Below are 20600 nucleotides of genomic sequence, written 5' to 3' on the forward strand. Positions count from 1 at the left end.
TTTTTTTTGTACCTTTACAAGCAGAAATAAAAATAATAAAGATGCAATTAAAATGGAATTATACACCATCTACATCTGAACAGGCTAACGCAGCAATAGAGTTAGGAGAAAAACTTAATATAAGTCCTATTCTTGCTTCGTTACTTATAAGGCGTGGGATAACAACTGAAAGTGCTGCAAAACGATTTTTCCGGCCACAACTTTCAGATCTTATCGACCCTTTCTTAATGCAAGATATGGACGTTGCCGTTGATAGATTAAACGATGCAATGGGGCGTAAAGAGCGTATTATGGTCTACGGAGATTATGATGTAGATGGTTGTACAGCTGTAGCATTGGTATATAAATTTTTACGACAATTTTATTCTAATATAGATTATTATATTCCAGATCGTTACGATGAGGGTTATGGAGTAAGTAAGAAAGGAATAGATTTTGCGAAAGATACAGGGGTAAAACTTATTATTATACTAGACTGTGGTATAAAAGCAGTTGAAGAGATTAGTTATGCAAAAGAACAAGGCATTGATTTTATTATTTGCGATCATCATGTTCCTGATAATAATATGCCACCGGCTGTTGCTATATTAAATCCAAAACGCATTGATGATAGTTTCCCTTTTAAAGATTTATGTGGCTGTGGGGTTGGTTTTAAGTTTATGCAGGCATTTGCAAAGAACAATAATATACCATTCTCGCGCCTTATTCCATTTCTTGATTTCTGCTCTGTAAGCATTGCCGCAGATCTTGTTCCTGTTGTAGGTGAAAATAGGATACTTGCTTTTCATGGTTTAAAACAATTAAATCAAAATCCCAGTGTGGGATTACAAGCTATAATAGATATATGTGGGCTTACGGGAAGAGAAATTTCAATGAGCGATATAATCTTTAAGATAGGTCCACGTATTAATGCAAGTGGACGTATGGAGAGTGGTCGAGAAAGTGTAGACTTACTTGTGGAACGTGATTTAGCTTCTGCACTATTAGAAGCAAAGCATATAGATAAGTATAATGATAAGCGAAAAGATGTTGATAGACAAATGACAGAGGAGGCTAATCAAATTGTAGAACGTTTGGAAAGTCAGAAACATCAAAATAGTATTGTGCTTTACGATGAACATTGGAAAAAAGGTGTTATTGGTATTGTTGCTTCTCGTCTAACAGAAATTTACTATCGTCCAACTATCGTTATTACTCGTGAAGGTGATTTTGCTACGGGTTCTGCACGAACGGCTGCGGGTTTTGATCTTTATTCTGCTATAGAGAGTTGTAGTGATTTGCTTACAAACTTTGGTGGTCATACTTATGCAGCTGGTTTAACGTTAAGATGGGAGAATGTAAAAGAGTTTCGAGATCGATTTCAAAAGTATGTTGATGAGCATATTGAACCTCATCAGACAGAAGCTACATTAGATATTGATGCTGTTATTGATTTTAAAGATATTACGAAAAAATTCCATAATGATTTAAAACGCTTTGCACCATTTGGTCCAGAAAATGTAAAACCATTATTTTGTACAAAAGAAGTATTTGATTTTGGGACCAGTAAAGTTGTAGGTAGAGAACAAGAACATATAAAATTGGAACTTGTAGACTCTAAATCGAATAATGTTATGAATGGTATTGCTTTTGGACAAAGTCGTTCTGCACGCTATATAAAATCAAAACGCTCGTTCGATATAGTTTATACAATAGAGGATAATGTATTTAAACGTGGTGCTGTACAACTTCAGATAGAAGGTATTCGTCCTTCAGAGAATGCATAAGCAAATATTCTTATTTGTGAAATAATTTTACTATGACCTACAAGGAGATACTTCATAAATATTGGAACTATCCTGATTTTCGAGGTATACAGAAAGAAATTATAGAGAGTATAGGGAGTGGGAAAGATACATTAGGTCTTATGCCTACTGGTGGTGGTAAATCTATTACCTTTCAAGTTCCAGCCTTAGCTAAAGAAGGTGTGTGTATTGTTATTACTCCTTTAATTTCACTAATGAAAGATCAGGTAGATAATCTTCGTCGTCGACATATTAAAGCTGCTGCAATTCATTCGGGATTATCACGTGATGAAATAGTATCAATACTCGAGAATTGTATCTTTGGTGGTATAAAATTGCTCTATATATCTCCAGAACGTCTTAGCTCTGAACTCTTTCAAGTAAAATTAAAACACATAAAAGTGTGTTTTATCACTGTAGATGAAGCCCACTGTATTAGTCAATGGGGATATGATTTTCGTCCTTCTTATCTTGAGATCATAAAGATTAGAAGTTTACTTCCTACAGTCCCATTACTTGCGCTTACTGCAACAGCAACACCAGAAGTAGTAAAAGATATTCAGGCGCTATTAGGATTTGCAGCGGAGAATGTCTTTCGAATGAGTTTTGAGCGGAAGAATCTTTCTTATGTTTTACGCACAACACAAGAAAAGTTCAATGAGATGCTTCATATATTACAATCAGTAGAAGGTCCGGCTATAGTATATTGTCAAAGCAGAAGACGTACAAAAGAAGCTGCAGAATTCTTAATCAAAAATGGAGTATCTGCAACGTGGTATCATGCAGGGTTGGAAAATATAGATAAGAATAATCGTCAAAATGAATGGCAGGCTAACGAAAAACGAGTTATTGTTGCTACTAATGCTTTTGGAATGGGTATTGACAAGGCGGATGTTCGTTTAGTTATACATCTAGATCCACCAAGTTCTATCGAAGCCTATTTTCAAGAAGCAGGTCGCGCAGGTAGAGATGGTAAAAAATCGTATGCTATTTTGCTTTACAATTCAGGTAATGACGAGCGTAATTTAAAGAAACGGATTAAGGAGAACTTTCCTGAAAAAGACGAAATACGTACTATCTACGAACATTTAGCATACTTCTATCAAATAGGTGTAGATAGTGGAAGAGATGCTACCTTTGAATTTCCCATAGATAAATTTTGTATTTATTTCCATCACTTTCCTATACAAGTAGATGCTGCTCTACATATTTTGACTCGTGCTGGATATATTTATTATAATTCTGAACCAGATACTAAGGCACGTATTCATTTTATTCTATCCCGCGATGAATTATATAGATTAGGAGAACAAACAGGCGAAGAAGAAATGGTAATTTCTGCTTTGTTAAGAAGCTATCCTGGTCTGTTTACAGATTATCGTTATGTTGATGAAAGCTATATTGCCGATTTAGTAGGTTTGGATAGAAATCAGACTTATCATATATTGCAAAATCTCAGCCGAAAACGGATTATAAATTTTATACCACGTAAGAATATTCCTATAATAAAATATCTTCGAGAACGTGTTGATAGTGAGGAAATAAAAATACCGAAGACTATTTACGAAGATCGAAAAGAAAAATTTGAAGAGCGTATCGCTGCGATGATAAACTATATGAAGAATAGTTATATATGTCGTAGCAGACAACTTTTACGCTATTTTGGTGAAAAATGCAGCACTGACTGTGGTTGTTGCGATGTTTGTCTTGCTTATAAAGACGAAGATAAGGAATTGAAAAAGGTATTACGAGAGACTATATGTTCTTTGTTATCAGATGGAAAGAAACACCATATTACCGAATTAAAGAATATAGATAAAAATGCTTCTTTAACTAATCAAGACTCTTTGCAAACTGTATTAAAAGAACTTATTGCAGAAGAATATATATATATGGAAGGTAGTTTCCTTTATTGGAATTTTAAATGAGCAATCTTTTTTAATTAAACTATTTATGCCAAATATGGCATATTGCTACTGACAATCTTGGCAGTTTTACAATGTAATTCTATCTTATGGCTTAATATCACTTTTTCTTTCCTTTTTCATTCGAGAATCTAATTACATAAAGAATCTTTTAAAGAATATATATGAGCCTATAGAGATACTTTTGAATTCCTTTTAAATATAATCATATAATTACCAGGCTTTCATATATTTACAATAAATATGAAAATCTGTTTTTTGGACGATATAGTTGTATCAGGTAGAAATTACTTTTTTAGGTATAGTCGTGTTTATATTGGTCTACCTAAATAATTTATTTACCATTTAGTTATATTATCTCTATAATGATTTTTGGCATAGTTTTCGTATATGAACTGTCGAACATTCAATAGAGATGTTTTTATTATACGAACATTCAAAACTTAAAAAATAAATAATTATGAAAATTAAACCATTAGCAGATCGAGTTCTGATTCTTCCTGTTGAGGTAGAACAAAAAGTAGGCGGAATAATTATTCCAGACACAGCAAAAGAGAAACCACAGCGTGGTAAAGTTGTTGCTGTTGGTAACGGTACGAAGGACGAAGATATGATTTTGAAAGTCGGAGATGAAGTTTTCTATGGTAAGTATGCTGGTACAGAAATAGAAAACGATGGTGAGAAGTATCTTATGATGCGTCAAAGCGATATTCTAGCTATTGTAGAATAAAAAAGATATATTCTTGATGTTTCTATTATAATATTATTATTAGATGTAGAACATAACAAATATCAATGAAATTTAAATAAATAGACATATAAATAAGATAAATACAGATGGCTAAAGATATAAAATTTAATAAAGATGCACGTGAATTGCTAAAGAGTGGTGTAGACCAATTAGCAGATGCTGTAAAAGTAACATTAGGTCCTAAGGGACGTAATGTAGTTATTGGGAAGAAATTTGGTGCTCCACAGATTACAAAAGATGGTGTTACAGTAGCAAAAGAAATAGAACTTGAAGATAGTTTTGAAAATGCAGGAGCACAACTTGTGAAAAGTGTAGCAAGTAAAACAGGAGACGATGCTGGAGATGGTACGACAACTGCAACCATTCTGACACAAGCAATTGTAACTGAAGGCTTAAAAAATGTGGCTGCTGGTGCAAATCCAATGGATTTGAAGCGCGGTATTGATAAAGCTGTAAACAAAGTTGTAGATTTTATTAAGGAAAATGCAGAAATTGTTGGTAATAATTATGACAAGATCGAACAAGTTGCCACAGTAAGTGCAAATAATGATCCTGAAATAGGTAAGTTGCTAGCCGATGCAATGCGTAAAGTATCAAAAGATGGTGTTATTACTATTGAAGAAAGTAAAACACGCGATACAAATATTGATGTTGTAGAAGGTATGCAGTTCGATCGTGGCTATCTCTCAAGCTATTTCGTAACAGATACAGATAAGATGGAAGTTCTTATGGAAAATCCATATATTCTTATCTATGATAAAAAAATATCTAATGTAAAAGATTTCTTACCAATCTTACAACCTGCAGCTGAAAGTGGTCGTCCATTGTTAGTTATAGCAGAAGATGTTGATTCAGAAGCATTGACCACATTGGTTGTTAACCGTTTGCGTGGTGGATTAAAGATTTGTGCAGTAAAAGCTCCAGGTTTTGGTGATCGTCGTAAAGCAATGTTGGAAGATATAGCAGTGTTGACAGGTGGTGTTGTTATTAGCGAAGATAAAGGATTAACTCTCGATAAGGCAACACTTGAGATGTTAGGCTCTGCTAAGAAAGTTACAGTTTCAAAGGATTTCACGACAATTGTAGATGGTGCAGCTTCCAAAGAAGCTATTGCTGATCGTGTAAATATAATTAAAAGCGAAATTGCAAATACAAAGAGTCAATACGATAAAGAGAAACTTCAAGAACGCTTAGCAAAACTTGCTGGTGGAGTAGCTGTTCTCTATGTAGGAGCTAACTCTGAAGTTGAAATGAAAGAGAAGAAAGATCGTGTAGACGATGCACTTTGTGCTACTCGTGCAGCAACTGAAGAAGGTGTTGTTATTGGTGGTGGTACAACCTATATTCGTGCTCAAGAGGTATTAAAGAATCTTAAGGGCGACAACTCTGACGAACAAACAGGTATTAATATCGTTTGTCGCGCTATAGAGGAACCTCTTCGTCAGATAGTTTCTAATGCTGGAGGCGAAGGAGCTGTAGTTGTTAATAAGGTTCGTGAAAGCAAAGGCGATTTTGGTTATAATGCTCGTCGCGACCAATATGAAGATTTACGTGTAGCTGGTGTTATCGATCCAGCAAAAGTAGCTCGTGTTGCATTGGAGAACGCTGCATCTATTGCTGGAATGTTCCTTACAACAGAATGTATTGTTGTGGATAAACCAGAGGAAACCCCTGCTGCTCCTATGAATCCTGGTATGGGTGGTATGATGTAAGCTAATTGATAAAAAGATGATAAGGAGAGAAAATATAGTTTATAGATTTATTTTTCTCTTGATCAATAAAAATAAAACCCTGTTAGAATTTTCTATAATTCTGGCAGGGTCTTTTAATTAAAAGAGCCAAATAATATATTATGACAATAAATTAAGCTTATATGACAAAAATGTGCTTAAAATCCTTGTAATTCACTAATAATCATTCTCTTTGTTCTATTTATATTTTTATGGCAAAGGAATAGTCAAATATTACTTTTGTTTTAGACATCTGTCAGTTGCATTTCAGATATCTATTATTTATAAGTTAGACATCATAGCGTAAACTACAACCTTTTTTGTCTTTATTTTATAATATCGAAAGACCTTTATTGAGATGAATATTATAGATTTCTTCTGTGATGTCTAATATTTCTATTTAGGTATTATTATACAAACAAAGCGAAATATGTTGTTCTAATATTTCTTCTATTGAAGTAGAAATTGTTATAATCGCTATCTTTTAAAAATATATATTTACTTCTTTCATACTAACCTATAGGAATTTTGCTTCCATAATACAGAGGAAGGAAAAATATAGATATTAAGAATTTTTCCCCACCTTTTTCCTACTGAGCCCAGATATTCCTTTCTTTTTATATAGACTTATGAAATTGTGTGCTTAAGAGTATAGGCTTGCAACTGGGTTTTAGGACTGACCCAAAAAAATATCATAACCTTAGAAGATTATGATATAGTAACTTTATTTGAAAATCCTAATTTTCTTTCAAAGTATTTAAAGCGGTGCGTACGAGACTCGAACTCGTGACCTCCTGCGTGACAGGCAGGCATTCTAACCAACTGAACTAACGCACCAAAAGCGTTTTATTAGAAAAGTAGTTGCGGTGCGTACGAGACTCGAACTCGTGACCTCCTGCGTGACAGGCAGGCATTCTAACCAACTGAACTAACGCACCAAAAGCGTGTAAACTACATTTCTGTTTAGCGAGTGCAAAGGTAGTAAAATTATTTATTATAACCAAATGTATGATAGTTTTTTATAAAAAAAATTGCATTACATAGGCGTCATTATACTTGTTGGCTTTAAAAAACCAATCTTTTAAACACGCATTCTCTTGAAATCCAACAGATTTCAAGCATTTATAAGATTTAGTATTATTCACATCAACATACGCATATATTTGGTGAAGATGAAAATTCTTCTGTGCATAGTCTATTAATCTAAGAATGGCAGCATAGGCGTATCCTTTGCCCTGATATTCTTCTAAGAGAACAATTCCGAGTTCTGCACGTTGATGTTGTGGATCATAGTTTACTAAATCTAATATTCCGATATTTTGTTTTGCATTATTTTCTATTATTAATCTAACTTGATTATCAGCAAAAAAATCATTCTTTGCGTTGGCTATGTAGTTACGAAGTACATAATGGCTATATGGAACATTTGTTGCACTGATATCCCATATTCTTTCATTGTTTTCTATTTCATAAAGAAAATCTAAGTCTTCTGGCTCCATAGCACGAAGATACACTTTTCTTATTTCCATTATTTCAGAATTTCATTTTCTGTTATTATGCAACCTGTCTGACTATTATATGTTCCAATTCTAATATTATTCTGCGGTTGAGCAGCAAATATAGAAAGCATATCTTCATACGAATAGGCATCTGTATCATAAACAATATAATTCATAACTTTTGGCTCTATTAATTCTTGTTTACCGAGATGCCCATTTGGGAGACTATGTTTATTTCCTACAATATATTTACCTATAACGCCTCTATTTTTTGCAATTTCTTTGCAGCGTTCTATATTTTTTTCATTTCCAATAAAAATATAGTTTGGACCTATTGTGTGTGGGTGTGGAATAAACCCTAAAAGTTTACGCGATTTGTTACAAAGCATTTGAAACAAAGAACTTGTTGCTTTCAGATAGATGGCAATCTTAATAGGAATGCTTAGTAGGAAACTCATACCGTTATAATGTTTTCGGAAGAAGATTAGCATTGCTGCATAAAAGACATGGACATACCGAAAGCTTGAGCGTTGTGTACTTTCGCCCTTGTAGTGTAATATTTGTGTAGGGAAAAACCAATTTTCAAATCCACCCTTTAGAAGTCTGTAACTTAAGTCGATATCTTCTCCATACATAAAGAAATCTTCATCAAGCAAGCCTACTTTATTTAAAGCAGTGTGGCGCATTAAGAAGAAAGCACCACTAATAACTTCAATCTTACCTGGTTTATCCCACGACATATTACTCATATAATAGTGTCCGAATTTTGGGTGATTTGGAAAACGGTCGCATAATCCCATCATCTTATAGAACGAAACCATAGGGGAGGGGAAACCTCTACGACTTTCTTTTGCTCGTTGTCCAGTGGTTGTGAGCATTGTAACCCCTAAGCCTCCTACATTTTTATGGTTGTCCATAAAGTCTAGAGTTTCTGTTAGGGTGTTTTCTCCAATGAAAGTATCAGGATTGAGTAATAGCACATATTCACTGTCCATTTGCTTTATAGCGAGATTGTTTGCTCGTGCAAATCCTAAATTATGTAGTGATGAAATACAAGTTACCCATGGAAATAATTTTCTAATATATTCCACTGATCCGTCTTTAGAATGGTTGTCTACAACTATAACTTCTGCATCAATACCTTCAATAGCTCGTTTAACACTCAAAAGACATTGTCCAAGATAGTATTTTACATTATAACTTACAATTACGATACTTAGTTTCATGGTTTATTTTATTATTCATTCTAATTTCTCATTTTTAGGATTTCTCTCTTCTTGACATCTATGCATTGTTGGAAAAATAAAGAAAACACTAATAGTTGAGATTAATGCAAGGTAGAAAAATCCTGTTTCTTCTCCATATAAATAGTAGAAAAGCATATTGAATAAGATAGGTATACAAAGAAGACAGATACGAACTATTCCCCATTTAAGAAATCCTTTATATGAATTAGGATTTGTAACGCTTTTGTTTATGTAGGAAAATTTAAACAAATAGAGAGCTATTGGTATTAGTGCCAATGTAGAAAGTTGCATAACTATTTGCACAAATATAAGACTCTTATTTCCAGAAAGCTTTCCTGGTATAAGAATTGTTGTTTCGTATGCGATGATGATTCCAATTAATAATAGGAAAAACGATATTAATAATATCAGAAGTGTCTTTCGTGTTTGTATCATAGTTTAAGTTGTCATTATTGTTCTGTTTAATATACTTCTGCCAAGTGTAACTTCATCGGTATATTCTAATTCATCACCAACAGATATACCACGAGCAATTACAGTTAGTTTCACTTTAAAGTCTTTTAGTTTACGTGATATATAAAAATTTGTAGTATCGCCTTCCATTGTACTTGCTAAAGCCAAAATAACTTCATTAATTCCACCTGCTTTTACTCTTTCTACAAGCGAATCAATCTCTATATCGTTAGGACCAATGCCATCTATTGGCGAAATTATTCCGCCTAACACGTGGTACACTCCATTATATTGTTGCGTATTTTCTATTGCAAGCACGTCTTGAACATTTTCTACAACACATATTATAGAAGTATCTCTATGTGGATTTGTACAAATAGAGCATGTGTCGGTATCTGAAATGTTATGACAAATATGACAATACTTTATATTATGTCGCATTGCAGAAATAGTCTCAGTAAAATTATCTACATCGTCTTTTGTTTTACGCAATAAGTGTAAAACAAATCGAAGGGCAGTTTTTCTACCAACTCCTGGTAATTTGGAGAATTCTTCAACAGCCTTTTCAAGTAGTTGAGAAGGGAATTGCTGCATATAATTAAATCTTCTTTATATGAACTTAATCGTCGAAAAGATAAATACCAAGACCAAGTTTAAATCCTACAGTAGAATAATTTGCATCTTTAAAAGAATGGTCGTAATACAATGCTGGTTCAATTGTTACAGAACGATTTATAAAAAATGCATAACCTATTTCTGTTCCTACCATTATATCGTTATAACTATGGTTTGCATGTATAAATTTACACCCTGCTCCTAAATATAAACCATTTTGTGTGATATAGTAACGACCTCCTGCACCAACAGAAATATGATCTGCAACGGCTTCCGAACCATTATGTTCTGCACTTACATTTGCTAACAACATAATATTATCCCAAGCAAAATAACCTAACTTTGCTTCGAGCCCTAAATTAAATTTATCGTGTGCATTATAATGTAAATTAAATCCTGTTAACGAGGCTCCTATATAGCCTTTACCTTCTTGAAATTGTGCGTGAATGCACAAAGAAAATGTTAAGCTTAGTAAAATAAATGATAGTTTCTTCATCATAATTTTGATTGTTAAAAATATAAAGTTTACTTCTTATTGAATATCATTGACAAAGGTAGTAGAATTATTTGAATTATAAAAATTATTGTATATCTTTGTGGCGCATTCACAATCAGATGTATTTTTTGCTACAATCATTGTTTAATAAATTATGAATAAAAGAAACTTTATATTATATTTATTTCTAAATTGGTTTACAATAACTTGCTTTGCACAAAAGAACGATATTTACCCAAATTGGGATACAAATTTTACACGAAAACGTGAGACTCGAGCTGTTTGGTTAACCACTTTAAGTAATCTTGATTGGCCAAAAACTTTGGCAAATTCAAATGATGGTATAGAGAAACAAAAAGAAGAACTTATAAATATTCTTGATAAATATGTTGCAGCTAATATTAATACTGTATTGCTGCAAACACGTGTACGTGCTGCAACTATTTATCCTTCTAATATTGAACCGTGGGATAAATGTTTAACAGGTAGAGAAAATGGTAATCCAAATTACGACCCATTGGCATTTGCTGTTGAAGAATGTCATAAACGAGGATTAGAAATACATGCTTGGATTGCAGCAATGCCAGTTGGTTCTTCTACTTCTTTAGGTTGTAAGTTAATGAGAAAGAAGGGATTTAATATACGAAATTTCTCAACTGGAGCTTATGTAAATCCTGCAGATCCTAAGTTTGCAAAATATTTGGGTGATATTTGTGCAGAAATAACTAAAAATTATGACATTGATGGAATTAACTTAGACTATATAAGATATCCTGATGGTTGGCCTAATCCGTCGTATAAAAATGGAGATACTCCCGATGCACGGAGAGAAAATGTAACAAATGTGGTTAAAGAAATATACCGAAGGGTGAAAACTCTTAAACCATGGGTAAAAGTTTCTTGTTCGCCTATAGGAAAGTATGATGATTTAAGTAGATTTTCTTCAAAAAATTATAATGCAAAGCATCGTGTTTCGCAAGATGCACAGTTTTGGATAAAAACAGAAATTATGGATCAATTATATCCAATGCAATATTGGCGTGATGATAATTATTATCCTTTTTGCGCCGACTGGGTAGAAAATTCTAATGGGCATGATATTATTTCGGGGCTTGGAACTTATTTTCTTGATTCGCGAGAAGGTAATTTAAGTGTAACAGAAATTAGTAGAGAAATGTATGTAAGTAGATGGTTAGGAATGGGACATGCCCATTTTCGTTCTAAATTTTTGTTAGATAATTATCAGGGTATTTTTGATTTTGAGAAACGTTTTAATGCAACACCTTCACTTACACCGGCTTTAACGTGGATAAGCACGCTGAAACCAGAAACTCCAACCTTTTATATTGGTAATTCGGTGGTTGTTTCTATAGATGCACAAGGAACAAAAACTATAAAATGGAGGGGAAATGCACCTTATTATAATGTTTATATGAGTAACACTTATCCTGTAGATATAAAAAATCCACACAATCTTGTTGTATCAAAATTTCGGGGAACTTCTTTTGTTCATAGGGGAGCAAAACAACAACATTATGCAATTACTGCTATGGATAGATATGGAAACGAAAGCAATGTTTTGCAAAGTAATATGGAAAAAAGAAATGTTGAAAACGAATTACTTCCAAACGATGGTGTAAACTTAACTCTACCAAAGAGTTTAGACGAAATGGACATAAACTATTTTATAGTCGAATCGGCTCTTGGTACTACTGTCACAAAAATATATAATGTTCCATTTACTACTACTATAAATATAGCAGGATTAAGAAATGGGGTTTATAAACTTTATGCGCATTCTGCAAAACGCAATATTAGGCACAAAGTTGGTTTCTTCTTTATAAAAAGATAGATTGACAAAAAATCCAAACACTTCTTATCAAATATATAAAAGCTAACCTCTACTTTTGGATATGATATGATATGAGAAGTGCTTAGGATTTTCTTTTGTATTATTCTCTGATAGAGTCAGAGTGTGCTCCAACTGCAAGACCGTTAATAGGAAGTGGACGATCTATGACTGCATTATAAGAAATTAAACTAACACTTCGAGCTAAACCCAAAGTCTGAAGCTTATTATGAATAATATTTAGAAGGTGATGGTTGTTTCTAGCATAAAGTTTAATAAACAAATCGTACTCGCCAGTTGTGAAATGGCATTCTACAATTTCTGGAATTTTCTTTAATGCTTCTACTGCTTCATCGAACTTCTCTGGATTTTTCAAGTTTAAGCCCATATATGCACAAGTTTCATAACCTATTTTTTCAGGATCTATTATGAATTGTGAACCTTTGAGGATACCTAAATTTGTTAGTTTCTGAATTCGTTGGTGTATTGCTGCACCACTAACCTTACATTCGCGCGCTACTTCTAAAAAAGGAATACGTGCGTCTTCTGCGATAAGGCGTAAAATTTTTCTGTCTAATTGATCTAAACTTCTATGTGCCATTTATGTTAAATTATTTTGAGACAAAGTTACAATAATCTTCTTAAAATACCAATTACTTTTTTTCAGAACGAGTTATAATTTGTACTTTTTTCTACAACCTTAACTCTGTAATACTTTGATTTAGATTTTTTATAGATTAGGAATAGTAAAACTTTGCAAATTGTATAAAGAAAGGATAACTACAATTAATTTTAGAGGTTATGCTATATATAAGGAATAATGATACAGCCTTATTTTTTATCTTGAATGAGGCTTTTACTCCTTAGTATATTTTGTTTTATTGCTGGGCAGATAGTTCAATTTTGTAATAATGATGTAATGGGGTATAGCAAGTTTCAAAGTTAATTAAGATACCAATAAGAAAACGAAAGAGGTGGGGGAATAATAGTGTAAACAAAATATATTATGAAGTTGCGAATAATAGCCTGTTTTGTTTAATTATGTACAATTATATTTCTACTAAAAGTGTTTTCATTCTATGTTATATTTAGCTATACTTTTTTCTTGCGATACTAAGAAAAGAATAATCTATATAATAGATATCAGAACTTTATATTAGAAATAAAAAAAATGTAATTACAAATTTTATTTTTGTAATTACAAAATAAAGAAATATAATAATATTTTTTGCCGAAAGAGGGTGTGTCAAAATGTACACATCCTCTTTTTTATGCACAAAGCCCCGACTTTCTCAAGCCAGGGCTTTGCTATTTCCTAAAGTTTTTGTACCTTTAGGCATTAAAAAAATCTCATTATGACAAAGATACACTTTCGTTCTTACATACACAAGAAAATGATTCTTTTTCCTCAAAGAATTGATAAGGATATCGCAGAAGATGATCCTGTTCGTCTTTTAGACGCCTTGGTGGATAATCTTATGTTGGATAATGTCTACAAGCTTTATAAGCCCAGTGGTCGCAAGCCTTATCATCCACAAATGATGCTCAAGGTGATTCTTTACGCCTATATGAATAATATCTATTCCTGCCGTCGTATAGAGTCGCTTCTCAAGCGTGACATTCATTTCATCTATCTGGCAGGATATGAGCAGCCTGATTTTATTACCATCAATCGTTTTCGTAATCGTGCGAAAAAGGAAATCAACAATATCTTTACACAAGTCGTATTAGTACTTGCAGCCAAAGGTTTGATAAGTCTTGACGTTGAATATATTGACGGCACAAAGATAGAATCGAAAGCCAACAAGTATACCTTCGTTTGGAAGAGAACCGTGGAAAAGAACCGCGCCAAGTTGCAGGAACAAATACGCACACTCTTGCTTCAAGTTGATGATGTCATAGCGCAGGACAATGCCGCTAAGAGAGAAGGTGTCGAGTTTACTGCAGCTCTGCTCGATGAGATATCCGAGGAATTGAACAAGTCTTTGGAATCAGTCCCTGAGCCTAAGACAAAAGAAGAGAAGCAGGCTGTTAGAACCAAGAAAAAACAGCTTAAAGAGCTAGAGAAGAAACGTAATAAACTCCAGGAGTATGACCAACACCTTGAGGTTATGGGCGAGAGAAACTCCTACAGCAAGACCGATCCTGATGCCACGTTTATGCACATGAAGGAGGATGCTATGCGGAACGGACAGACTAAGCCTGGATATAATCTGCAGATAGCAACTGAGAACCAGTTTATCACCGACTTTGCACTCTATGCTAATCGTACAGATACACTCACACTACCTTCTTTCTTGGAGTCTTTCAAATCACGCTATCATCGTTATGCCAAGACAGTCGTAGCCGATTCAGGGTATGGCTCCGAGGAGAACTATCTGTTCATGGACGTACATAATATGGAAGCCTATGTGAAGTATAACTACTTCCATAAAGAGCAGCGTCCACGTTACACACCTAACCCATTCAGTCCCGCAAGCCTTTACTATAATAAGGAACAGGATTTCTACGTCTGCCCTATGGGACAGCATATGAAACGTATAGGCATGAAGCGTTCCCTAACCTCTAACGGATTCGTTACTTACAGCGTACGTTATCAGGCAGAACGCTGTGATGGTTGTCCGTTGAGAGGCTCATGTTTTAAGGCAAGAGGGAACAGAATTATAGAAGTAAACCACCAACTACAGCACTATAAACAAAAGGCACGGGAACTACTGACCTCTAAAGAAGGCATCAAGCATCGAGGACAAAGGTGCATAGAACCTGAAGCTGTTTTTGGACAAACAAAATATAATAAGACCTACAAGAGGTTTAGGCATTTTGGAAAAGACAAGGTCAATATGGACTTTGCCTTCTTTGCTATAGCCTTTAACATAGGGAAAATGTGTAGAAAAACCAATCTCAAGGAACTAAAAGACATTATGGAGGTACTTTTAGGCACCTTCAGATGCTCTATACAAGTTTATATAGGCTATTTAAAGCCCAATAAATCATTTTATATGAAATTAGCAGCATAGCTGCAGTAATTAACGAATTATGTGGTAGACAAGGTAAAGGGAGAATAAAAAGAGGATGTATCAATTTTGACACACCCCCTATTCAGTTTTATTCATAATCGTCTATTACGCTGTTCATCATATCCATCATTGGTTTTCCTATTTCCACAATATTAATTAATTTCTTTTTCCAATCGCTATTTTTAAAGAAGTTGTCTGGAACTTTTACCCAGCAACAATAATCTTTCATACGTAAATATTGGGCAAACTCATAGTCGCGTGGAAATCCTTTAGGTATTGTTTTTAATGCTGATAGTCCGAAACCTTTCTCCGAAACAGTATCGTCTTCCCATTTTCCATCGTTAGGATATCCGAAAGTTTTTATAAACTTACCATTTTCAACAATTCTGCGCCATTTTTCTATATTTACCATTATCTCGTTTCGGCACGAAGTAAGAATATTAGTAGGCAACCAATAAGAACCTACAGCTATTAAGCAGTTATTTGGTTCTAAATGAATGTAATAACCACCTCTCAATGCTTTTTTTCCTTTTGCACAAATATAAGCTCCAAAATGTCGTTTATATGGACTTTTATCTGGCGAAAATCGAATATCACGATAGAAACGATAGGTACAATCTTTTACCTTCACGTGTGCAATTTCGTCATCGATAGTTGTTATAGCAGTGATGGCTTCTTCAATGCCAGTTTCAAATTCTTTTTTAGCAACTTCGTATTCCGACTTATGTTCGTGAAACCATTCTCGGTTGTTATTAGCTGCTATACCTTTTAAGAAATTTAGTATGATGTCTGTGTTCATTTTGTTTACTTGCTTAGTTTACTATTGGTTATATTTTTTGGACAAATTGAATCGAAAGGACACTCATTACACATAGGGTGTAAGCTCTTACATATATATCTGCCATGCAAAAGAATCCAATGGTGTGCAGAAGAAACTTCGTTCAAAGGAATATTTTGCATTAAATAATCTTCTACTTTACGTGGAGTGTTGGCATTGTCGGGCACTAATCCTAATCGATGACTAACTCGATAAACGTGTGTATCTACTGCTAAAGTTGGTTTTCCAAACCATACGGCTTGCAGAACATTAGCTGTTTTTCGTCCCACTCCAGGTAATTTTATCAATTTATTTGGATCGGAAGGAATATCTCCACCATATTCCTCTTCAATCATACGTGCCATTTCAACCAAATGTTTTGCTTTTGTGTGTGGATAAGACACACTACGTACAAATTCAAAAACATCTTCTACATCAGCTGTAGCCATTGTTTTTGCATCTGGATATTTAGAAAATAAAGCCGGAGTAATAGCATTTATACGTTTATCTGTACATTGTGCCGAAAGTACAGTTGCACATAATAGCTGGAAAGCAGAACCAAACATAAGTTCTGTGGACACTTCGCCAACGTTTTTCCTGAAATAATCTAATATATACTTGTAGCGTTCTTTTCTTGTCATCTTGTCGTCTCTTATTTCTTATAATGCGAGACAAAGGTACAAAAAGTTATTGGAAATTTGGAGTTTCGGTAAACTTAACGTACTTTTGCACCACAAATAATAAAAACGTAACATTATGACAACACCTATTATAGGATTATTTGTCTTACTCGTAATAGCATTAATTGGGTGGGCAATAGCAGAAACAAAAAATAAAGTAATAAAGTTTGAGCATTCTAAAGCTGAAGAAGAAGGATATGAAGAAATGCAAGAAGCTTTTGAACACGATGGTGGTAAAGAGCTTTCTTTAAAAGATTTGTTGAAAAGAAACTATACAAAAGGTTACCAATCTATATAATAAGACCTCCTTTTTCTCTTAATTCTACATTGCTCTATTAGTAAATAGAAATACAAAGAGCCAACTCTCTACTTGGGAATTGGCTCTTTGCTATTCTGAAAAATAGATGTTCTGTGTACTAAAATCAATTAGCTTTTTCATACGCAGAGCACTATATTTAAAAACTTAAAGCTTACTTGACGTTACTTTCTCTATTAAATCTTCTGGAGAAACAAGAATCTGTTCGCCTGTTGTCATATTCTTTAACGTAACTTTTCCTTGTTCTATTTCGTTATCTCCTGCAAGAACAACAAATGGAATGTGCTTTGCGTTTGCATAAGCCATTTGTTTTTTCATTTTTACACTATCTGGAAATAGCTCAGTTCTTATATTAGCTTGACGTGCTTTTGTAACAAATGGCAATACATAGTTTGTTTCTTTTTCTCCAAAGTTAATGAATAGTAACTGTGTATTGCTGATACTTTCTTTCGGATAAAGATCTAAAGCATTAAGAACATCGTAAATTCGGTCTGCCCCGAAGCTAAAACCAACTCCAGAAAGGTTAGGCATTCCGAAAATTCCTGTAAGATTATCGTAGCGTCCACCACCTGTAATAGAACCAATTTCAACGTCTAAAGCCTTAACTTCAAAAATTGCCCCCGTATAATAATTCAGTCCGCGTGCTAAAGTCAAATCAAGCTGTATTTCGTTCTTCAGTTCTATTTGCTTCAGGGTATTAAGAATAAATCTTACTTCCTCAACTCCTTTCAATCCGATCTCACTATTAGCAAGTACTTCAGCAATTGTATTCAACTTCTCATCGTTACTACCACTTAATTGTATAATAGGTTGTAGCTTTTCGATGGAAGTTTTCAACAATCCTTCTTTTTCAAGTTCTGCATTTACGGCATCAAGCCCAATTTTGTCGAGTTTATCTATTGCAGTTGTTATTTGAACAATTTTCTCTTGTTCACCAATTACTTCTGCTATTCCAGTAAGAATTTTACGATTATTTATTTTAATCTGTACCCGTATACCAAACTTCGTGAAAACGGTATCTATAATCTGCATCAATTCCACTTCGTTAAGCAGAGAATCGGAGCCAACAATATCAGCATCGCACTGATAAAATTCACGATAACGCCCCTTTTGTGGTCTATCTGCACGCCAAACAGGTTGTATTTGGTAGCGTTTGAAAGGCATTTGCAGCTCTTCTCGATGCATAACAACATATCTTGCAAATGGAACAGTAAGATCGTAACGCAATCCTTTCTCTGAAACTTTAGTTTGAAGTTTCAATGTATTACGCGATAAAAGTTCCTCATCTGTTGTGCTTTTAAGGAAGTCGCCAGAGTTTAAAATCTTAAAAAGTAGCTTATCGCCTTCGTCTCCATACTTTCCCATTAGAGTATGGAGAGTTTCCATTGCCGGCGTTTCTATTTGTTGGAATCCATAAAGAGCATATACGTTCTTTATGGTATTGAATATATAATTTCGTTTTGCCATCTCATCGGGACCAAAATCACGTGTTCCCTTTGGGATAGAAGGTTTATTTGTCATTATTGTTATTTCCTTATTATAGTTTGTTCTCTATCTGGTCCTATTGATATAACACCAATCCTTGTTTCTAAAAATTCTTCTAGGAACTTCACATAATCGCTAAATTCTTTTGGGAATTGTGCTTCGTTAGTGAATTGTGTCATATCAGTGTTCCAACCTTTCAATTCTTTGTAAATTGGTTTTACGTCACTAATATCGTAAGGCAACTCATTAGTTGTTTCACCGTTTGGCAGTTCGTAAGCTACACAAGCTTTAATGGTGTTGAATGTATCAAGTACATCACTCTTCATCATAATAAGTTCTGTTACTCCATTCAGCATAACAGAATAACGCAATTGCACCAAATCTATCCAACCACAACGACGCTTTCTGCCTGTAACAGCACCAAATTCGTGTCCTAATTTACAGAGCTTCTCGCCAGTTTCATCGAAGAGTTCGGTTGGAAAAGGTCCTGAACCTACACGAGTACAGTATGCTTTCATAATTCCAAATACATTACCTATTTTGTTTGGAGCTACTCCTAATCCAGTACAAGCTCCGGCAGAGATGGTATTAGATGAAGTTACGAAAGGATAAGAACCAAAGTCTATATCAAGCATAGTGCCTTGTGCGCCCTCGCAAAGAATATTTTTATTTGCACGAAGTATATGGTTTATTTCATGTTCAGAATCAACAAAGCGGAAGTTTTTCATATATTCTATCCCTTCCAACCATTGTTTTTCTGTTTCTTCAAAGCCTTCAAAATCAGTCCACCCCATAGCACTTAATTGTTTAAGGTGGCGTTCTTTATGTTTCTTATATTTATTATCAAAGTCTTCAAGAATATCACCTACACGTAAGCCGTTTCTGCTGGTCTTATCAGTATAAGTAGGACCAATTCCTTTACCAGTAGTTCCTACTAATTCTTTTCCTTTAGCCGCTTCGTTAGCCTTATCCAATATTCTATGTGTAGGCAATATGAGATGCGCTTTCTTTGATATATAAAGTCGTTCAAAGAGAGGGTGTCCTGATGTAGCTAATTCCTTTGCCTCGTTCATAAACAAATCAGGTGCAAGCACAACTCCATTTCCAATAATGTTTATCTTACCGCCTTGAAATATACCAGAAGGGATAGAACGCAATACATACTTTTGTCCTTCAAATTCCAAAGTATGTCCAGCATTAGGTCCTCCTTGAAAACGTGCTACAACATCGTAATGAGGTGTAAGCACATCAACTATTTTTCCCTTTCCTTCGTCGCCCCATTGTAATCCCAATAGGACATCAACTTTACCTGTTTCCATTAGTTTTTATCTTATTTCTAACTTTGTTACGTTCACGAGATAGTTTTGCCTGACAACGCGAACAAACACCATATATATATAAGGAGAAGCCATCTTTGCGGAAACGTGTAAATTTTGTTTCTGCAATAGCTGTTGTTATAGGTGTCGATTCTATTTCTGTAACTGCACCGCAAACTGTACATATCTGATGTATGTGCTCATCGTTATTGTAGCAAGCTTCATATTTGGTTTGTCCTATGAAACGATGGCGCACCACTAAGCGTAGTTCTATAAAGAGCCGCATAGTGTTATAGAGTGTGGCACGTGATACTCTAAAATTATCTTTTGACATTTTTTCTCCTAACTCTTCGAGCGAGAAGTGTCCTTGCATATCATAAACCGCATCGAGAATCGCAAATCTCTCTGTGGTCTTCCTGTGATTGTTTATCTCTAGATAACTATCAAGTATGCCCCTAACCTTTTCTTTGACTATATCTGTAGTCACAATATACCGATTAAATTTCCACAAAGTTAAGGCTTTTTTAGTATAAACTATAAATACGAAAAACAAAAAAAGTTAAAGCAAATGATTTAAAGGAATTATAAAAGACAATGGATGTAGTTATAATAGATGTATT

The 20600-nt window shown here is 34.1% G+C and carries 18 protein-coding genes and 2 tRNA genes; 7 read left to right on the forward strand and 13 right to left on the reverse strand.

The annotated features are described in order from the left end of the window. Positions 1 to 41: 41 nt before the first annotated feature. The 4 genes from recJ (at position 42) to groL (ending at position 6172) form a co-directional block, all read left to right on the forward strand. Positions 42 to 1766 (forward strand): single-stranded-DNA-specific exonuclease RecJ, encoded by a 1725-nt coding sequence (gene recJ / locus DX009_RS04445; RefSeq protein ID WP_174262604.1) that lies wholly within the window; start codon positions 42 to 44, stop codon positions 1764 to 1766. A 32-nt stretch (positions 1767 to 1798) separates the two neighbouring features. Then, positions 1799 to 3712, forward strand: a complete 1914-nt coding sequence (locus DX009_RS04450; RefSeq protein ID WP_115083148.1) for a RecQ family ATP-dependent DNA helicase — start codon at positions 1799 to 1801, stop codon at positions 3710 to 3712. A gap of 457 nt (positions 3713 to 4169) precedes the next feature. Further along, positions 4170 to 4439: a co-chaperone GroES gene (locus DX009_RS04455; RefSeq protein WP_006045151.1), complete on the forward strand. Its 270-nt coding sequence runs from the start codon at positions 4170 to 4172 to the stop codon at positions 4437 to 4439. Positions 4440 to 4546: 107 nt separating this feature from the next. Next, the gene (gene groL, locus DX009_RS04460; protein WP_112316975.1) at positions 4547 to 6172 is read left to right on the forward strand and encodes a chaperonin GroEL; all 1626 of its coding nucleotides are present in this window, start codon (positions 4547 to 4549) and stop codon (positions 6170 to 6172) included. Between the two features lie 781 nt (positions 6173 to 6953). Here the strand turns inward: groL and DX009_RS04465 are convergent. The 7 genes from DX009_RS04465 to DX009_RS04495 all read right to left on the reverse strand — a co-directional run bounded on the left by DX009_RS04465 (position 6954) and on the right by DX009_RS04495 (position 10503). Further along, positions 6954 to 7027: transfer RNA gene (locus DX009_RS04465), tRNA-Asp, on the reverse strand. A gap of 27 nt (positions 7028 to 7054) precedes the next feature. After that, positions 7055 to 7128, reverse strand: a tRNA-Asp gene (locus tag DX009_RS04470). Positions 7129 to 7209: 81 nt separating this feature from the next. Further along, positions 7210 to 7719 carry a GNAT family N-acetyltransferase gene (locus DX009_RS04475; RefSeq protein WP_115083149.1) on the reverse strand — a complete coding sequence of 170 codons (510 nt, stop codon included), beginning with the start codon at positions 7717 to 7719 and terminating at the stop codon, positions 7210 to 7212. Continuing rightward, the gene (locus DX009_RS04480) at positions 7719 to 8915 is read right to left on the reverse strand and encodes a glycosyltransferase family 2 protein (RefSeq protein WP_006045085.1); all 1197 of its coding nucleotides are present in this window, start codon (positions 8913 to 8915) and stop codon (positions 7719 to 7721) included. The genes DX009_RS04475 and DX009_RS04480 overlap by 1 nt, the downstream gene beginning before the upstream one ends. A gap of 15 nt (positions 8916 to 8930) precedes the next feature. Continuing rightward, complete coding sequence (locus DX009_RS04485; RefSeq protein WP_006045084.1) at positions 8931 to 9371, reverse strand: hypothetical protein; 441 nt, start codon at positions 9369 to 9371, stop codon at positions 8931 to 8933. Between the two features lie 3 nt (positions 9372 to 9374). Then, positions 9375 to 9983 carry a recombination mediator RecR gene (recR, locus tag DX009_RS04490; protein WP_115083150.1) on the reverse strand — a complete coding sequence of 203 codons (609 nt, stop codon included), beginning with the start codon at positions 9981 to 9983 and terminating at the stop codon, positions 9375 to 9377. Between the two features lie 25 nt (positions 9984 to 10008). Then, the gene (locus DX009_RS04495; protein WP_006045082.1) at positions 10009 to 10503 is read right to left on the reverse strand and encodes a hypothetical protein; all 495 of its coding nucleotides are present in this window, start codon (positions 10501 to 10503) and stop codon (positions 10009 to 10011) included. A 151-nt stretch (positions 10504 to 10654) separates the two neighbouring features. Here DX009_RS04495 and DX009_RS04500 point away from each other — a divergent pair, with 151 nt between their 5' ends. Then, the gene (locus DX009_RS04500) at positions 10655 to 12352 is read left to right on the forward strand and encodes a family 10 glycosylhydrolase (protein ID WP_115083151.1); all 1698 of its coding nucleotides are present in this window, start codon (positions 10655 to 10657) and stop codon (positions 12350 to 12352) included. A gap of 100 nt (positions 12353 to 12452) precedes the next feature. Here the strand turns inward: DX009_RS04500 and DX009_RS04505 are convergent, their stop codons facing one another. Continuing rightward, entirely contained in the window at positions 12453 to 12950 is a 498-nt protein-coding gene (locus DX009_RS04505) for an Lrp/AsnC family transcriptional regulator (protein ID WP_006045080.1), read from the reverse strand. A gap of 754 nt (positions 12951 to 13704) precedes the next feature. Between DX009_RS04505 and DX009_RS04510 the strand changes: the two genes are divergently transcribed. Then, entirely contained in the window at positions 13705 to 15366 is a 1662-nt protein-coding gene (locus DX009_RS04510; RefSeq protein WP_115083120.1) for an IS1182 family transposase, read from the forward strand. 88 nt (positions 15367 to 15454) lie between these two features. Here the strand turns inward: DX009_RS04510 and DX009_RS04515 are convergent, their stop codons facing one another. Continuing rightward, on the reverse strand, positions 15455 to 16165 hold the full coding sequence (locus DX009_RS04515) for a DUF2461 domain-containing protein (protein WP_115083152.1): 711 nt from the start codon (positions 16163 to 16165) through the stop codon (positions 15455 to 15457). A 5-nt stretch (positions 16166 to 16170) separates the two neighbouring features. Further along, the gene (nth, locus tag DX009_RS04520; protein ID WP_115083153.1) at positions 16171 to 16824 is read right to left on the reverse strand and encodes an endonuclease III; all 654 of its coding nucleotides are present in this window, start codon (positions 16822 to 16824) and stop codon (positions 16171 to 16173) included. A 115-nt stretch (positions 16825 to 16939) separates the two neighbouring features. Between nth and DX009_RS04525 the strand changes: the two genes are divergently transcribed. Then, complete coding sequence (locus DX009_RS04525) at positions 16940 to 17161, forward strand: hypothetical protein (RefSeq protein WP_006045077.1); 222 nt, start codon at positions 16940 to 16942, stop codon at positions 17159 to 17161. 165 nt (positions 17162 to 17326) lie between these two features. Here the strand turns inward: DX009_RS04525 and hisS are convergent, their stop codons facing one another. From hisS to DX009_RS04540, 3 genes are read right to left on the reverse strand one after another with little or no spacing between them, the layout of a single operon-like run. Further along, the gene (gene hisS, locus DX009_RS04530; protein WP_115083154.1) at positions 17327 to 18700 is read right to left on the reverse strand and encodes a histidine--tRNA ligase; all 1374 of its coding nucleotides are present in this window, start codon (positions 18698 to 18700) and stop codon (positions 17327 to 17329) included. Positions 18701 to 18705: 5 nt separating this feature from the next. Beyond that, positions 18706 to 19983: an adenylosuccinate synthase gene (locus DX009_RS04535; protein ID WP_115083155.1), complete on the reverse strand. Its 1278-nt coding sequence runs from the start codon at positions 19981 to 19983 to the stop codon at positions 18706 to 18708. After that, positions 19970 to 20467, reverse strand: coding sequence for a Fur family transcriptional regulator (locus tag DX009_RS04540; protein ID WP_040595406.1), 498 nt, complete (start codon positions 20465 to 20467; stop codon positions 19970 to 19972). The genes DX009_RS04535 and DX009_RS04540 overlap by 14 nt, the downstream gene beginning before the upstream one ends. Positions 20468 to 20600 lie beyond the last annotated feature (133 nt).

The organism is Prevotella pallens (assembly GCF_900454935.1).
In the GTDB taxonomy this organism is placed as follows: domain Bacteria; phylum Bacteroidota; class Bacteroidia; order Bacteroidales; family Bacteroidaceae; genus Prevotella; species Prevotella pallens.

What these genes read in the sequence shown, in the direction of transcription:
- DX009_RS04500 (WP_115083151.1), top strand. Translation starts at nt 10,655, where the DNA reads ATGAATAAAAGAAACTTTATATTATATTTATTTCTAAATTGGTTTACA.
- DX009_RS04510 (WP_115083120.1), top strand. Translation starts at nt 13,705, where the DNA reads ATGACAAAGATACACTTTCGTTCTTACATACACAAGAAAATGATTCTT.
- DX009_RS04450 (WP_115083148.1), top strand. Translation starts at nt 1,799, where the DNA reads ATGACCTACAAGGAGATACTTCATAAATATTGGAACTATCCTGATTTT.
- DX009_RS04515 (WP_115083152.1), bottom strand. Translation starts at nt 16,165, where the DNA reads ATGAACACAGACATCATACTAAATTTCTTAAAAGGTATAGCAGCTAAT.
- recR (WP_115083150.1), bottom strand. Translation starts at nt 9,983, where the DNA reads ATGCAGCAATTCCCTTCTCAACTACTTGAAAAGGCTGTTGAAGAATTC.
- hisS (WP_115083154.1), bottom strand. Translation starts at nt 18,700, where the DNA reads ATGACAAATAAACCTTCTATCCCAAAGGGAACACGTGATTTTGGTCCC.
- DX009_RS04455 (WP_006045151.1), top strand. Translation starts at nt 4,170, where the DNA reads ATGAAAATTAAACCATTAGCAGATCGAGTTCTGATTCTTCCTGTTGAG.
- DX009_RS04495 (WP_006045082.1), bottom strand. Translation starts at nt 10,503, where the DNA reads ATGATGAAGAAACTATCATTTATTTTACTAAGCTTAACATTTTCTTTG.
- nth (WP_115083153.1), bottom strand. Translation starts at nt 16,824, where the DNA reads ATGACAAGAAAAGAACGCTACAAGTATATATTAGATTATTTCAGGAAA.
- DX009_RS04525 (WP_006045077.1), top strand. Translation starts at nt 16,940, where the DNA reads ATGACAACACCTATTATAGGATTATTTGTCTTACTCGTAATAGCATTA.
- DX009_RS04505 (WP_006045080.1), bottom strand. Translation starts at nt 12,950, where the DNA reads ATGGCACATAGAAGTTTAGATCAATTAGACAGAAAAATTTTACGCCTT.
- recJ (WP_174262604.1), top strand. Translation starts at nt 42, where the DNA reads ATGCAATTAAAATGGAATTATACACCATCTACATCTGAACAGGCTAAC.
- groL (WP_112316975.1), top strand. Translation starts at nt 4,547, where the DNA reads ATGGCTAAAGATATAAAATTTAATAAAGATGCACGTGAATTGCTAAAG.
- DX009_RS04485 (WP_006045084.1), bottom strand. Translation starts at nt 9,371, where the DNA reads ATGATACAAACACGAAAGACACTTCTGATATTATTAATATCGTTTTTC.
- DX009_RS04475 (WP_115083149.1), bottom strand. Translation starts at nt 7,719, where the DNA reads ATGGAAATAAGAAAAGTGTATCTTCGTGCTATGGAGCCAGAAGACTTA.
- DX009_RS04480 (WP_006045085.1), bottom strand. Translation starts at nt 8,915, where the DNA reads ATGAAACTAAGTATCGTAATTGTAAGTTATAATGTAAAATACTATCTT.
- DX009_RS04535 (WP_115083155.1), bottom strand. Translation starts at nt 19,983, where the DNA reads ATGGAAACAGGTAAAGTTGATGTCCTATTGGGATTACAATGGGGCGAC.